Here is a 14307-nt window from a genome sequence, read left to right on the forward strand (position 1 = left end):
TATGCAGAACTGGCAACCGACGATTCCCGTGGAGCGCAGGTTCATGGACGCGCACACGGACTGGATGCGATTCTCGAAGGACAAGGCTGCGCAGCTGCTGGTCTGGAAGAGCGACGAGACCGATGCACGCGGGCTTCGGAGCGCGGAGCGAGCGGCGGGTTCCGGTGCCTGTTCGTGATGTTGAGCGAGACGATCGAAGGCGGCAATCCGACACGGCTTGAGGCATGGCGTGCGGCTGCACTGAAGGTGGCCGAACGCGAGCAGAAGTTCGACCGGTAAGTCGTCGTGCACCTGATCGCCGGCGCCACGTATCTGAAATGGCGCGACCGCGAGCGGGTGGGCGAACGCGAACAAGCGCTGGAAGCCGGGTTCAATGCGCTCGACGCCGGGCTGATGATCGACGAATCGATGCGCATGAACTGCAACCTGCGGCTCGTCGTCGAATGGATGATGTCGCCGGTGGGGGCGTTCGATCGGCGGCGCGGCGAGCTGAGCGAGAAGGTTGCAGCGCTGCGCTGCGCGCGCTGAGCGTGAATGCCGTAGTTTGGGCCATTACCCCGGATCTCATCTGCCGTCACGGCCGAAAGAGTTTGGCGACCTCGCGGTCAGCCGTGTTTTCGCTCGAAGCCAACCCGTCAGTCACGACGGCCTGATCGGCCTCGGGACGGTTCTGGCTCATCTTCCGCTTGCCATCGAGGCGCGCACAACAGCCTTAAAGATACGGCCGAGCGGTGCCGATATCATCAGCGCGGCAGCCTCAGATCGGGGAGTATCATAGTCAGCCGGTTTCCATTCAATTGTCGTGCAAGACACGGGGTAGCTGTGTTTGGCCGTTGTGCGTTGAAAATGATCATGTTGGGTGCGTTGTTTTCATTGACGGGCTGCAACACGGTGGCCGGAGTCGGCAAGGACATCTCGGATTCGGCGCGAGCCGTTCAACGCGCGCTGTAATGCGTCAATGCACGCCTGAATATTTTTCAGAAGCGCGCCTTTCAAGAATAAGAAATTGAACAGCGACGCCGTTCGCCTTCGTCACTCGCAGGATCGACCGCGCGCGACAGACCGTCGCGTTCGTAGGCCCCGGCGCCCCCTACCACCGCGAGGTAACCGCTTCATGAGCATCACCATACGCGACGCCGTGACCGAGGACGTCCCGGCCTTGCGCGAACTGTTCCTGCGATCGCGCCGCGAAACCTTCGTCTGGCAGCCGGGCGATGCGTTCCAGCTCGCCGACTTCGACACGCAGACGGAAGGCGAGCGGCTGCTGGTCGCCGAGGACGACGGCGGCCGACTGGCCGGCTTCGTATCGGTCTGGGAGCCGGACCATTTCATTCATCACCTGTACGTGGACCAGTCGCGCCACCGGCGCGGCATCGGCCGGGCACTGCTGCGCGCGCTGCCGGGTTGGCCGGCAACCCGCTACCGGCTCAAGTGCCTGCGTGCCAACGCGCCGGCGCTGGCGTTCTATCGCGCGAGCCGCTTCGCCGAGATCGGCGTCGGCGCCGCGGAGGACGGAGAGTACCTGCTGCTGGAGTCGAACGGCGACGACGGGCAATGACTGTCCATCGGTGAGAGCCGGCACCGCCGGCATACGACGCGCTGCGTGTGATCGAGCAGTTGCACGCGGCGCCCGGGGATGTCACGCTCAATCCGCTCAAGCGGAGCATGAGGTGGCATCCGCACTTTTTCGCGAGGTTGACCTGCCTATGAACGAGAAAGAAACGGAACCGGGCCTGGACCAACGCCGCTTCACGGTCTCGTTCGACGAGCCGATGCGCATGGTGACCGGCGGCATGCTTGCTCGCCTGGATCTGGCTGTGGAAACGTATGGCAGGCTGAACGACGCTCGCGATAACGCGATCATGATTTGCCATGGACTGACGGGAAGCCAGAACGCGGCCGGAGCCCCGCTGCCCGGCGGGCCGCCGCAGCCATGGTGGCAACTGGCGATCGGCCCGGGCCGGATGTTCGATACGGATCGCCACTTCGTCGTCTGTGCGAACGTGCCGGGCGGATGCGCCGGATCGACGGGGCCGGCCGCCACGGATCCGCATACCGGCCAGCCTTTCGGCATGCGCTTTCCGCGCGTCACCATGGCGGACATGGCCGATGCATGGGCCCGATTGCAGGACCGCCTGGACATTCCCCGCTTTCGCGCGGTCGCCGGCGGCTGCATGGGCGGCTTCCAGGTACTGGAATTCGCGCGACGTCATCCGACGCGCTTGTCGTGCGCGATCGCCATCAGCGCGACGCCGTTCACGTCTGCGTACACCATCGCGTTGTGGGAACTGATGCGGCAGGCGATCTACGCCGATCCCGGCTGGCAGGGCGGCGATTATTACGGGCAGGCGCCGGGGCCGCTGGCCGGCATGGGGCTGGGTGCGATGATCGGCTCCGTGCTGTGGCTCGACCGGGACACGCTGGCGGAAAAGTTCGGCCGGCGCCGGGCGGATTCACCGGCGGCCGATGGCGGTGTGCCGCCGCCCGCGATTCCGGCGCCCGAATTCGCCGTCGAAGCCTTTCTTGCACGCGTGCGCGCGAACGCGAGCCTGCGCTTCGATCCCAATTCACTGATCTGCCTGACCAAGGCGATGGACCTGTTCGATCTGGCGGACGGATATCCCGACCTGTCGTCCGGCGTGTCGGCCATCGACAAGCCGGTGCTGCTGGTGTCCTACGAATCGGACTGGCGCTACCCGCGTGCCGAGATCGCGCGGCTCGCGGATGCGATCGCGAGCAACGGCGCCGCCGTCTCCCATCATCATCTGACCAGCCCGTTCGGGCACGGGGCTTACCAATTCGACGTCAGCGCGCTGGCGCCGGTCGTGGCCGGTTTTCTACAGGCCATGCCGTGAATCGCGCTCGGCGACGAGATGGCTGCAGCTCATGTGCACGTGCCCGGTCAGTTCCGATCCGATGAGCCGCTGCGCGGCGAGGCGCAGTCCCGAGACGCCGATCGCCTCGGTGAAGCGGTCCAGGGTGGCCAGATACTGGCAGGAAAATCCGTGCAGCGCCTCCATCACGGCCGTCATGCTGCGCCCCGACAGGGCCGCCGCCGCGTCGACCGTGAGCGCATGCGGCTCGAGCGCGATCATCCCGTGACGCACGAGATAGGGACGCCAGCGCCGAAAGAAACGAACGAGATCGTCCTGCGCGGCGGATGCATCGACGAGGCGGCCGTCGGGCCGCGCGAAGATTCCGTCATCGGCATTCGCACCCGGAAGGCCGGCGCGCGCGTCGTGCCGTTCCGCGTGCGCCGCCCCCGACGGCGACGCGTCAACCACTTCGCGGTCGTGGATGACTGACTTGTTGACATGGAGCGCATCGGCGAAATCGATTCCCTCGACGGCGAGACGCGCGGCAATGGCGTCCGGGTACGAGATGTCCCCGCGGATCAATACGTGCTTCGCTCCGCAGGTTGCCAGCGTGTGCTTCGCCGCCTGCTCCGCCACGGGATTGTTTTCGACGCCGACCAGCAGCAGATTTTCCGCGGCGTCCGCCGAAGCGGGGTCGCTCGCAATGGCGCGAAGCAAGCTCACCAGCAACGTCGCTTCGCCGCAGCCCACGTCGACGACGACCCGTGGCCGGTTGTCCCCCCGGCTGCGATGAAAGAGCGGCACGGCCATTGCCGACAGGACAGGCGCGCAGTTGCGCTGGAACACTTCGGTCGAGAAGCGAATGTCGGCGGCGCGGTCCACGTGACTTTCCGTCGCGTCGCCGCTGCGCGCCAGCGCGACGCCCGGATCGCCGAACAGGAGCGAGTCCATGCGGGTCAACATCGGCAGGTAGGACAGCGGATAGCGGAACTGCCCGGAAAAAGCGGCCGCCATGCGGCCTTCCGTCGTCAACTGCGGGGCCGCCGCCGGTCCGTCGACCCAGCCGAGCCATCGCAGCGCCGCCTGCGCATGCCGGCCCGCGGCGCCGACGGGCCAAACGTCCGCCGGCAACGGGAAGGATTCAGGCCGAAACGGCGGCAAGCACCCGCTATCGGCGAGCGCCAGAAGCGTCGGCGCCGCCACGAACGCGAGCAATTCGGTCGCGATGCGGTCGGGGAGATCGCTGGTCGCTTTCCAGGCTCGCGGCAGGGGGGCCGTCGCGCGCTGCGCGTGGCCCGGCTCGCCCGTCAGCAGCGCGTGATACAGGTCCAGCAGGGCGGGCACGTGACGATAGTCGTCCAGCCGCCGCAACCAGCCGCGATTCGCCGCGCCTCCCGGTGTCAGCCGGCCCTGCTGCGCGAGCGCACGCCGGGCGACGCCGACGAAACCGGGATTGCGCGATGACGCGGGCGGGACGCCCGTATCCGCGCGCCCGACTACTGCGTCGTGACGAATCAGGCTGTCGATCGCGGGAGCGATGGCCAGTCCTTCCGCCATATGGCAAATCTGCCGCCAGACCCGCGCCTGGCGGGCTGGCAGTTCGGACGCCGATGACGGCGCGCTATGATCACGCGAAGGAGCTGTACGCATCGTTCACTGAGTGGACACGGTTGAATGGACTGCGGTGAGCTTGCCGACGACACGAACGGGGCAATCATGAGCGTCTCCACAACTTCCCTCCCGCCGGGCGGTGAAACCCTGTCGCAACACGTTCGCGACGCCTGGACGTCGGGGCGGCGAGAGGACGCCCGAATGCTTGCCGACCGGCTGGCCGAGACCGCGGCCGAGCGCGGCGATGCAGCGGGATTGCACCTGGCCGCGGCTGTCGCGCTGGCGTGCGGTCTGCCGGAACTGGCGCTTGCCCGGCTCGATGCCGCGTTGCCGCTGGTTCAGGCGGCGGGATCGGCGCCGTTGTGGAACGATCGAGGCCGCGCGTTGCTCGCGTTGGGGCGGGCGGCGAGCGCGGCAAACGACTTTCGTCGCGCGCTCGCCGTCGATCCCGGCCTCGTGGCGGCGCGCTTCAACCTTGGCGCGGCCCTCGCGGCGCAAGGCGACCTGGATGCCGCCATCGCGCAGGCACGCTGCTGCATCGCCGATGCGCCGGATTTTGCGCCGGCCTATCCGTTGCTCGCGAGCTGGCTCGCGGATCGCGGCGAACACGCCGCGGCGCTCCCGCTGTTGTTCGACGCGGTGCGACGCTGGCCGGCCGATCCCTCTGTCCGTTCGCGACTGGTCGATCTGCTGAAGTCTCATCCGGACGCCATCGCGCATTCGGCCGATGACGAAGCGCCGCTCGTCGCGCTGTTGCGTGATGCGGACGTCGACGCACAGCAACTGACGGCGGCGGGATGGCTGAGACTGGCGCGCGACCCCGGCCTGGCACGCCTGATCGGCGCGGATGGGCACGCCGAGGATCCGGCGACACTGGCGGCGCTGCTGAATGCGCGTCCCCTTGCGCTGGAACTGATTTCGCAGGGCTTGCCGCCCAATCGAACGATCGAGCGCATGCTGTCCCGGGTGCGGCGATGGCTGCTGCTGTCGCACGAGAGCGATCGCTATGCGGCGTTGTGCCGGGCGTTGGCGGCTCAATGCCGGCTGAATGGCGGCGCGTGGCCGGTGTCTGCCGACGAAGCGGCGCACTGCAGGCTGGATGCGGCCCGATCGATCCGCGACGCGTATCCGGACGTCGAACCGGCGCACACGGCGCAGGGCGTCGAATCGGGCGACGTTGCCGCACGTCTGCGTGCGCAGTACGAAGCGCATGCGTACCCGGTCTGGCAGCGCATCACGCGCAGGCCGCCGCAAGGCTTTGCCGGATTCTGCGGACCGTTCCGCGACGCGTCGTCTCCGGCGCCCCGCGGGCGGCCCCGGATCCTCGTGGCGGGGTGCGGCACGGGACGCCACGCGGCGCAACTGGCATCGGCGATGCCCGACGCCGACATCGTTGCCATCGACGTCAGCACCGCCAGTTTGCGGTATGCGGAAGCACGGGCGAGGGCGCTGGGGATCTCGACGATTTCGTTCGCATGCGTGGACTTGCACGATGCGGCGTCGCTGGGCGGGGCCTTCGACCACATCGAATGCGGCGGCGTGCTGCATCATCTGGCCGATCCCGAGGCCGGCTGGCGCGCGCTGATGCCGGCGCTGGCGCCCGGCGGCACGATGCGGATCGGGTTGTACAGCGCGCTGGCCCGCCGCGGCGTGGCGGCGGCGCGCCGGCGCATCGCGGACCTGGTCGTCCCGCCATGCGATGACGATGCGTTGCGGGCGGCGCGCGCCCGGCTGCTTGCCCTTCCTCATGACGATGCCCTCGCATCGGTCTGGCGCTACACCGATTTTTATAGCCTGGCCGGCTTTCGGGATCTGATGGTCAACGAACATGAAGATCCGTTCGACATTCCCCGCATCGCCCGCGCATTGACGGCGCTGGGGCTGGCATTCCTCGGCTTCGATCAGCTCGATCCCGACACCCATGCGCGCAAGCGCGCGTTGCTCGCCGCGGACGACGATGCCGATCTCGCCGGATGGGCCGCGTTCGAAGAGATTTATCCCGATACCTTTCGCGCGATGTACCAGTTCTGGTGTCGGCCGGCATGATGCAACGCGTTCTCGTGGAGTGCCGCCGTCATTCCGCCAGCAGCAGCCCCGACGATTCGGGACCGGCCGTGATGTAGCCGCCGGGAAAGCGTTGGCGGGCCGGCAAGGCCGGTACGTCGCCCATGACCGGCAACGACAGGTATTTTTCGCCGAGGGCGAGCAGCCACCGGTTGCCGATCAGCGCGTCCCATTCTCCCGGCGCGAGCCGGCCTCGGTCGATCTGCGCCGCCGTCGCTCCGCCGTCGCACAGCGCCAGTATCCCGGCTGCCGCCGCCGATACCTCGCTCACGCGCTGGCGCGCGCACGGACGCGTATCGAGCACCGTGGCGCTGCCGTCGGCGCGCGGGGTGATGCAAAGCAGCGGCTTGGCGGCGGCGGCGTGAAGCTGCCGCCAGGCGGTCACGGCCTGATGACACAGGGCAAGGCCGCTGCCGGGCTCGATCGGCGGGCTCGCGCCGGGAATCGAGTCACCGGTCGTCTGCAGGCGCGCCTTGCCGAGGGTGTCGAAGTTGTAGCAAAGCTGGGCGAGTTGCTGCTCCGCCAACGGGTAGACGTAGCGGTAGGGCCACGCGGGCGCAATGTTCAGCTCGTAAAGCTCGGGCGTTTTCTGGTACGGGCTGAATCGCTCGACGCGGATCCGTACCATCGCCTGCGGCGGCTGCAGGTGGACGAGTGCCGGGATCAACTCGGCCATGTCTCGGTAATCGTCGTCGTTTTCCTGGGGAATATCGAACAGGATGTTCCAGGACACGAACAAGCCGTCTTCCCGCGCCCATTTGAGCAGGCGCGTGTTGATCAGCGCCGTCGTTCCCTTTGCCATCTGCTTCAGCAGATTGTCGTTCAGGCTCTCGATGCCGGGCTGGATCCAGGCGACGCCGGCATCGCGCATCAGCGCGACCTGGTCGCGACGAAGGTTGGCTTTGGTTTCGTAGAAGATCTGCCAGTCGCCGGCGTGGTCTGCGCGCAAACGAGGCAGCACGGTCTTGAAATAATCGAGATCGATGATGTTGTCGACCACCATGAAACGGTTGATGCCGTGCCGGTCCGCGAGCGTCGCGAATTCTCCGATTGCACGTTCCGGCGACTTGGCGCGAAACGCCATCGAACTCCCGTTCAGGCCGCAGAAAGTGCAGTGCCGCACGGCGCCCCACCAGCAGCCTCGCGCCGTCTCGATCGGGAGGCCGGGGCGGATCAGGTCGCGCAACGGCGAATGCGACAAGCGGCGGAAATAGTCGCGGTAATCGGGAATCGGGCTGCCGTCCAGCCGCTCGACGCGCGCCCGCCCGATGCCGGCGGGCGGGGCGACGCCCGCCGGCCCCCCGCGTCCCAGGACACCGGCCGGAAGCAGGGCCGGCGGGGTCTTGGCGCCGTATCGCAGCGCATTGGCGATCAGGTCCGGCAACAGTTCATCGGCTTCGCCGGACACCACGTAGTCGACAAAGGGGAAATTGCGCCACGTCGCGAGCCCCATCTGGTCTTCGCAGTTCGCGCCGCCGATCAGGGTGACGATGTCGGGATCCGCGTGCTTCAGGTGCCGCAGCAGCGCAAGGGCGGCGCAGTGCTGCTGGAACATCGAGCTGACGCCGACGATCTTCGGGCGCCGCGCCACGATTTCGCGCACGGTGCGGGCGATGAACACCTCGGCCAGCCGGCGCACGGGCCACAGTTGCGCTGCGATTTCGCGCGCGGCGGCTTCGGCGACGGACGGCTTCAGTATCTCGCCAAGCGTGCGCATGTAGCCGTCGTGATCGGTCTCGGCGCCGGGAAATGCGGCGCCGGCGAAGGTCCATTCCCCGGCCATTTCTCGCGACAGCCGGGAAATCGCGTCATAAACGGGCAAGCCGATCTGCTCGGCGAACGTGATGTTCGCGTAGTGCACGCTTGCCGAAAAGCCGTGATCGACGAGCACCTGCTTCAACAGCCCGAGCGCGATGGACGGACGTTCGATTGCGCCATAGGGCAGATAGACGAACAGGACGTCGCACGGGCCGTCGTCGGCGTGGTCGTGCTGGCTCGGTCCGGGGTCGGCGTCCCTCCGCATCGGCATGACCTCATTCCTCCACGGCCGTTTCGGGGGGCGCGGCGACCTTGCCCGTGGTGTAGTCCGGACGCCAGACGAAGCCGCCCGGAAATTCCGAGCCGTCGGGCAGGCTGGGGAGATCACCTTTCAACGTCAGCGACAGGATCCGTCCATCCAGTTCGATGGCGTAGGCCCGTTCGAGCAAAAAGGCGAGGGCGTCGGCGATCTGTTCGTCACTGCCGGCGAAGCGCCCGTCCGAGCGCAGCTTTTCCGGCAGCGTGGCGGTGTTGCGCGCGCCGTCGCACAGCCTGAGGATGGCGGCGGCAGCGCCATCGAGCCGGACCTGCCGCTCGACCGCCAGCGGTCTCGTGTCCAGCAGGCGAAGCCCGGCGCCGTCGGGTTCCTCGCACAGCACCGCCGGCATGCCTGACCAGAACGCCCTGGACCACGCGACCAGCGCCTTGCGCAACGCATCGGCTCCGGGGCGCTCGAGCGTCAGCCCGACCGACAGGTTGCGGCCCAGGTCCGCGACGCCGCGCTCCTCGAAGAAATAGCTTTGATCCATCAGGTCCGCAGGCGACAGCGGATAGACATACTGCAGCAGCCGGGCCGGAACGAGCTCCAGCCCGTAGTCCGCCGCTTTGCCGTGATACGGGCTGTAGCGGTCGAAACGAATGTGGATCATGCCGCCGGGCGGCTGCATGTGACAGATCTTCGGCACCATGTCGGCCATGACCTGGTAGTCGGCGTCGTCTTCGCCCGGAAATCCGAACAGCATGGACCACGACAGCCGCAGGCCGAATTCGCGCGCCCATTTGAGCAGCTGCACGTTCATCCAGGCTTGCGCGCCCTTGTCCATCAACGCCAGGACCCGGGAATGCAGGCTTTCGATGCCCGGCTGGATCCACGTGACGCCGGCGGCCGCCAGCGCCGCGACATGGTCGCGCCGCAGGTTCGATTTCGTTTCGTAGAACAGGCGGAAGCCGCGACCTTGCAGTTGCGGGAGCAACGTGTCGAAGTGGCGCATGTCGAGGATGTTGTCGACGACCTCGAACTTGCGAATGCCATAGGACGCCGACAGCTCGTCGAATTGCCCGAGCACGCGTTCCGCGCTGCGGCTGCGATAGGCCATGCCGCCGCCGTTCAATCCGCAAAACGTGCAGTGCTTCTTTTGCCCCCACCAGCAGCCGCGCGAGGTTTCGACCGGCAGGCCGGGATCGATCACGGCGGCCAGCGCGCTGTCGCGCAGGGTGTCGAAATAGTCGCCGAAGGCGGGTGTCGCCAGATGTTCGATCGACGGCGACGAGTGCCGCGGCATGCCGTCGTTCGAGCCGGGATCGACAGGGTAGCCCGCCGTTCGGTGGCGCGGCGTCAGGATCGCATCGGGCAGGCCGAACGGAACCGCGCCGGGTTTCGCCCGCAGGATCCTGCCGACGACATGGGCGATGATGCTGTCCGCCTCGCCGGAAACGACATAGTCCACCCAGCCAAAATTGCGATGGGTGGTTCGGCCCATCACGGTTTCGCAATTGGCGCCGCCCATCATGGTGACCGTGCCGGGCGATATTTGCTTGATTCGCCGCAGCAGCGCAAGCGACGCAAGGTGTTGCTGAAAGGTGGACGAACACCCGACGATGCGCGGTTGCATCTCGAGGATCCGGTTCGCGGTATCGGTGACGAACCGGTTGGCCGCATCACGCATGCCGTGCAGCATGCGGCGCAAGCCGTCGAGGCCCAGGCGCTCGCGGCTTTCCGGGAGCATGATCAGCCGCTCCAGCAATTGCGCCAGATAGGCGTCGTCATCGGGCTGGTAGTCGGGGAACGCCGCTTGCCGGAACGTCCATTCGCCGACCACATCCTCGGATCGCGTGATGTCGATGAACTGATACGCCTGAATGCCGATGCGCTCGGCAAAACGCACGTTCGCGTAGTCCGAGCGAACCGAGAATCCCGCGTCCGTCAGGATGCGATGCAACAGGCCGATCGAGATCGACGGCCGCTCGACCCCGGCATACGGCATGTTGACCAATACCATGTCGACGCCGGAAGGCGGCGCGCCGGCCGCGGATTGTGGCTCGGTCATGCCGAGTCCATGGCCTTGACGGCGCCGACGACGCGTTGCACGACCGGTTCGGCCTCCGCAGGTTCGGTATCCAGTGCGCCGAGGCGCATCAGCTCGTTGAGGATGTTGAACGTGTCCTCCAACGGGGTGCCGGTTTCGTCCTCGATGCGGGTCGCGACGTCGGCCGCAGTGTGGACCCCGTCTCGCAGCAGGCGATCGAGCGCAGCGAACGCGGGGAAGTTGACGAGGGTGCGCTTGACCCAGATGGACGCGATGTCGTAGCCCTCCGGGGTCACGGTCGTGGCGACGAGGCAGGGGTTGAGGGCGACCGTGGTGTCGGGCGTGACGACATGCCCGGCGCCGTTGATCAACCGGATCAGGAGCTTGCGCAACTGCTCCGCGTTGTCGAAATGTCCTTGGGCCAGCACGCGATAGCCGTTCGGCCAGCGATCCGATGCATGGCACGGCGTCACCATCCGGACCGAGCGGTCGACCATGTTGAAGAGGAAGCCGCTCACGCAAGCAATGGTCTGCGGCTGTTCGTCGCTCGTCTTGACATGGCCGCGCGGCGACTTGACGCGAGCGCGGCCTGCATTGGCCTTGGGCACGCCGGACTCGCGATTGAGCGGCAGCAGCTCCACGTTGATCAATTCTTCCGGGGTGAAGCGACTGTGGACGTCGTCCAGCATTTTCAGCGTGAGGATCGAGAATCGCTGAATCTCGCCGGCGCAATCCCTGACCATGTCGAGGATCTCGCGCGTCATTGCCTCGTTGCGCAACGGAATGGCGGTGGTGGTCTGCGGATACCGGCCGAAAGCGCGCCGGAAATCGGCAATGAAATGGATGTAATCGGGATTGTCCAGCGGATCGGACGCCCAATAGCAGAATCCGTTGAAGACAGAATCGCCAATGACGTCGCGACACACGTCCAGCGTGTCGCGCCACAAGGCCGCATGCTCGGGCGTGTAGCCAAAATGAGCGCTCAGCTTCTCCGCGCCCACGCCACAGAACCAGCATCCGACCGAACATCCTTTCTGCAATTCGAAGGCCACGGTTGCGTGCACGAGCCCCGCCGACTTGGCCGGCCCGAGTTCCAGCGTGCAGCGATGCATCTGCTGCAGCCGCCACAGGCCGAACCGGCCGGAAACGCCTGCCTTGACGTCGCGCATCCAGTCGCGAAACGCCAGCTTTTCGGCAATGAAGGAGCGATAGCGCCGCACCGAGCGGGAGTCTTCGGGGGCGGGCAGGCCGTTTGCCCGATCTTGCTTGCGTTGACGCGCTTCCTGTTCGTGCCACAGGATCCGAATGTTCTGCGGATCGATGTCGATGCCGTAGGCGTCGCATGCTGCTTGCGGATGCTCGTAGAGTCTGGCGCGGAACACGTTGTCCATCGACCACCGTTCCAGCAGGCGCTTGGTCCGGGCGACGTCCCTGACGTATTCGGAATCGGCGCAGCCGGGAACGGTAAACAGCGGGACAACGTCCTCGCCAAAGCCGCGCGCGATTTCCCAGGCCCGCTCTTCACGCTCTTTGCGCATGTCGGCCATGCCGTCTCCTCGTCCGTTCAACGCCGGCGCCGGCGTCGGTTCGTCCTGTCAATGGGCCGCATCGGCTCACGCGATCCCCAAACGCCGGCGTTCCGGGGATCGCTCACCGCGTGTCGAACGAGATCAGGTCAGCACGGCGGCGCCGACCGCGACGACCACGCCCTCGGTCGCGCCAGCCACGTTCTGGACGCCGGCCGCATTGGCTTCGCCCACCGCGTTGGCGGTGGTGTACAGATTGACGGCTTCCCAGCCTGCAGCCATGGCGGTGGCCGCCGTCGCATCGGTGTGAGGCTGCAACGTGGTATGGGCCGGCGGGACCGGCAATACGAAGTGGCGCGTGTCCGCGGTGTCCTGCAGCAGCGTGACGCCCACGCCCTTGGGCAGCGGGGTAATCGCCTTGAGGAGCTTCGCTCCGGCAACGGGGTCCGCTTCGAGGCGGTCCTGGGCCGGCAGCACGACGTACTTGTTTTGCGAGCTGTTTTCCAATGCCGAGACCTGGACCGAGTCGGGCAGGGTGAGGCCGGCGGCCGCCAGCGCGGCTTTGGGGTTTTGCAGGACGCTCGCCTTGTAGGCAGGATCGCGCCAGGCATGCGCAATCACGTTGGCCGCCACAACGCGCCATTTATCGCTGTTTGACATGGGTATCCTCGCTTCAGTGAGAACGGGAGTGTTCGCGCACGCTCGATGAAGCTTATGAAATGAAGATTGTCAGTTCAAGCTGATTTTCATTGGTTTTTTTGCATCTTATTTAATTGAATTATTCGATGAATTGGTTGATATCGGATGCGCGCGGCAATCGATATCCGCGAGCGTGCCATGCTCGAACACCGGTGCGACGCGGCACACGAGGTTCGATTGCGCATCGGCGAGGTAGGGCAGGCCGTCCGCGGTGAGCCGCCAGTCGCCGACTGCGAATTTGACGGAGGCGGTCAGCCGCCGCATCACCTGAAGGAAAGTGCCGATGAGTGCGTTATTCACGCACGATGCCTTGGATCGAAGCGCGCTCAGCGCGCGCCGGGTTTCTCGGCGTGCAACGCCGCCGCCCGCGTGGCGATTCGCAGGAAAGGGGCGATCAAAAGCAACGTGGTGACGGCGAATCCCGCAAACGCGACGCGAAAGCCAAAGCGTTCCGCGAGCACCCCGCCGATGAAGCTACTCGGAAAGATGAGCTGGCGTGGCCACACATATAGCCTCTGTGCCCGACGTCTCTCGAAAAAGATTGAAGTAACCGAATTCTGACTCTAATATAGAGTAAATTTCCAGAATTAAATGCAAAATCAACTGATCTGTGCGGGAGATTTTGGTGCAGCCACAGGAGCCGCTAGCCTTTATAAGTTACCGACGTGCTGACAGCTCGGCAGCTTCTCGTTGGCTCGCTCAGAGTGTCGCTCGCACCTTCGGTGCGCAACGCGTATTCATCGATACCGAATCGATTAGAACGTCAGACGATTGGGTGGAGCGAATAAACGAGGCACTTTCTTCGGCAACGCTTCTTGTGCCGGTGATGGGCGCCGCCTGGTTTTCGGTTGCTGATAAATATAATCGACGCCGTATCGATAACGAGGATGATTGGGTGCGAAGAGAGATACGATACGCGCTCGACTCGAAGCTGGCTATCATGCCCGTCCTTCTATCGGGTACGCGGATGCCCGAGCCATTAGCGTTCCCCGAGTCGATAGCCAAATTGTCACGCTTCCGCGCTGCTGAACTCCGGGACGACCATTGGGAGTCTGATCTGAGGTTGTTGTTGGCGAGAATGGAGGAGTTAGGATTCCGCCGGGTATCAACCAATCCTGCGCGTTATCCCAGCCCAAGGGTGTCGCTACGCGATCTCACCGAGGGTGAACTTCGCGTGGCTTTGAATAGCTTGCCAGAATGGAAATGCGTCTCATCCGATTTTCCCGGTATGCATGGCGTACAAAGCTATGAGCTATATCGTGCATTTGAGTTTGCGTCGTTCGAGGACGCAATGGCTTTTATGAACGCCGCCGTTCCGGAAATTTCACGACGTCAACATCATCCCCGCTGGGAGAACGTCTGGCGAACAGTCTCGGTCTGGCTCAGCACGTGGGACATCGGGCACAAACCGTCTGAGCTCGACGTCGCACTTGCCGATTATCTTGACAATCTAGCGGCACGGTATCCTCAGCCGCGACGTCGGCAGTGAGTCGGGGGCGCGGCTGGGCTTAGCCACCCAAAATGAAG

11 protein-coding genes and 1 pseudogene are annotated in these 14307 nt (G+C 65.6%); 5 read left to right on the top strand and 7 right to left on the bottom strand.

Features of this window, described 5'->3' with window-relative positions:
- Nucleotides 1-114 precede the first annotated feature (114 nt).
- From ACFIMZ_RS26655 to metX, 3 genes and pseudogenes are all read left to right on the top strand, one after another.
- Nucleotides 115-528: pseudogene (locus ACFIMZ_RS26655) on the top strand (hypothetical protein); the annotation flags it as partial.
- A gap of 586 nt (nucleotides 529-1114) precedes the next feature.
- Nucleotides 1115-1558, top strand: coding sequence for an N-acetyltransferase family protein (locus ACFIMZ_RS26660; RefSeq protein WP_431825263.1), 444 nt, complete (start codon nucleotides 1115-1117; stop codon nucleotides 1556-1558).
- Nucleotides 1559-1706: 148 nt separating this feature from the next.
- On the top strand, nucleotides 1707-2855 hold the full coding sequence (gene metX, locus ACFIMZ_RS26665) for a homoserine O-acetyltransferase MetX (RefSeq protein WP_431825264.1): 1149 nt from the start codon (nucleotides 1707-1709) through the stop codon (nucleotides 2853-2855).
- Here the strand turns inward: metX and ACFIMZ_RS26670 are convergent.
- Nucleotides 2838-4373, bottom strand: coding sequence for a hypothetical protein (locus ACFIMZ_RS26670; RefSeq protein WP_431825265.1), 1536 nt, complete (start codon nucleotides 4371-4373; stop codon nucleotides 2838-2840). The two genes, metX and ACFIMZ_RS26670, sit on opposite strands and share 18 nt — an antisense overlap.
- A 117-nt stretch (nucleotides 4374-4490) precedes the next feature.
- On the opposite strand from ACFIMZ_RS26670, the gene ACFIMZ_RS26675 reads away from it, so the two are divergent.
- Nucleotides 4491-6473 (top strand): methyltransferase domain-containing protein, encoded by a 1983-nt coding sequence (locus ACFIMZ_RS26675; protein ID WP_431825266.1) that lies wholly within the window; start codon nucleotides 4491-4493, stop codon nucleotides 6471-6473.
- A 28-nt stretch (nucleotides 6474-6501) separates the two neighbouring features.
- Here the strand turns inward: ACFIMZ_RS26675 and ACFIMZ_RS26680 are convergent, their stop codons facing one another.
- The 6 genes from ACFIMZ_RS26680 to ACFIMZ_RS26705 all read right to left on the bottom strand — a co-directional run bounded on the left by ACFIMZ_RS26680 (nucleotide 6502) and on the right by ACFIMZ_RS26705 (nucleotide 13286).
- A complete protein-coding gene (locus tag ACFIMZ_RS26680; protein WP_431825267.1) occupies nucleotides 6502-8514 on the bottom strand; it encodes a RiPP maturation radical SAM C-methyltransferase in 2013 nt (670 codons plus the stop codon).
- A 10-nt stretch (nucleotides 8515-8524) separates the two neighbouring features.
- Nucleotides 8525-10576: a RiPP maturation radical SAM C-methyltransferase gene (locus ACFIMZ_RS26685; RefSeq protein ID WP_431825268.1), complete on the bottom strand. Its 2052-nt coding sequence runs from the start codon at nucleotides 10574-10576 to the stop codon at nucleotides 8525-8527.
- Nucleotides 10573-12102 (bottom strand): radical SAM family RiPP maturation amino acid epimerase, encoded by a 1530-nt coding sequence (locus tag ACFIMZ_RS26690; RefSeq protein WP_431825269.1) that lies wholly within the window; start codon nucleotides 12100-12102, stop codon nucleotides 10573-10575. Before ACFIMZ_RS26690 ends, ACFIMZ_RS26685 begins: the two co-directional genes overlap by 4 nt.
- 123 nt (nucleotides 12103-12225) lie before the next feature.
- Nucleotides 12226-12741: an NHLP leader peptide family RiPP precursor gene (locus ACFIMZ_RS26695; protein ID WP_431825270.1), complete on the bottom strand. Its 516-nt coding sequence runs from the start codon at nucleotides 12739-12741 to the stop codon at nucleotides 12226-12228.
- A gap of 105 nt (nucleotides 12742-12846) precedes the next feature.
- The gene (locus ACFIMZ_RS26700; RefSeq protein ID WP_431825271.1) at nucleotides 12847-13080 is read right to left on the bottom strand and encodes a flavin reductase family protein; all 234 of its coding nucleotides are present in this window, start codon (nucleotides 13078-13080) and stop codon (nucleotides 12847-12849) included.
- A gap of 26 nt (nucleotides 13081-13106) precedes the next feature.
- Nucleotides 13107-13286 carry a hypothetical protein gene (locus tag ACFIMZ_RS26705; RefSeq protein WP_431825272.1) on the bottom strand — a complete coding sequence of 60 codons (180 nt, stop codon included), beginning with the start codon at nucleotides 13284-13286 and terminating at the stop codon, nucleotides 13107-13109.
- Between the two features lie 119 nt (nucleotides 13287-13405).
- Here ACFIMZ_RS26705 and ACFIMZ_RS26710 point away from each other — a divergent pair, with 119 nt between their 5' ends.
- Nucleotides 13406-14269: a 4a-hydroxytetrahydrobiopterin dehydratase gene (locus ACFIMZ_RS26710; protein ID WP_431825273.1), complete on the top strand. Its 864-nt coding sequence runs from the start codon at nucleotides 13406-13408 to the stop codon at nucleotides 14267-14269.
- The last annotated feature ends 38 nt before the right edge of the window (nucleotides 14270-14307 follow it).

This window comes from Burkholderia sp. F1 (assembly GCF_050813845.1).
In the GTDB taxonomy this organism is placed as follows: domain Bacteria; phylum Pseudomonadota; class Gammaproteobacteria; order Burkholderiales; family Burkholderiaceae; genus Burkholderia; species Burkholderia ubonensis.

Bases quoted from the DNA above. Each gene is read 5' to 3' on its own strand.
- ACFIMZ_RS26660 (WP_431825263.1), top strand. From the start codon at position 1,115: ATGAGCATCACCATACGCGACGCCGTGACCGAGGACGTCCCGGCCTTG.
- metX (WP_431825264.1), top strand. From the start codon at position 1,707: ATGAACGAGAAAGAAACGGAACCGGGCCTGGACCAACGCCGCTTCACG.
- ACFIMZ_RS26670 (WP_431825265.1), bottom strand. From the start codon at position 4,373: ATGGCGGAAGGACTGGCCATCGCTCCCGCGATCGACAGCCTGATTCGT.
- ACFIMZ_RS26675 (WP_431825266.1), top strand. From the start codon at position 4,491: ATGGACTGCGGTGAGCTTGCCGACGACACGAACGGGGCAATCATGAGC.
- ACFIMZ_RS26680 (WP_431825267.1), bottom strand. From the start codon at position 8,514: ATGCGGAGGGACGCCGACCCCGGACCGAGCCAGCACGACCACGCCGAC.
- ACFIMZ_RS26685 (WP_431825268.1), bottom strand. From the start codon at position 10,576: ATGACCGAGCCACAATCCGCGGCCGGCGCGCCGCCTTCCGGCGTCGAC.
- ACFIMZ_RS26690 (WP_431825269.1), bottom strand. From the start codon at position 12,102: ATGGCCGACATGCGCAAAGAGCGTGAAGAGCGGGCCTGGGAAATCGCG.
- ACFIMZ_RS26695 (WP_431825270.1), bottom strand. From the start codon at position 12,741: ATGTCAAACAGCGATAAATGGCGCGTTGTGGCGGCCAACGTGATTGCG.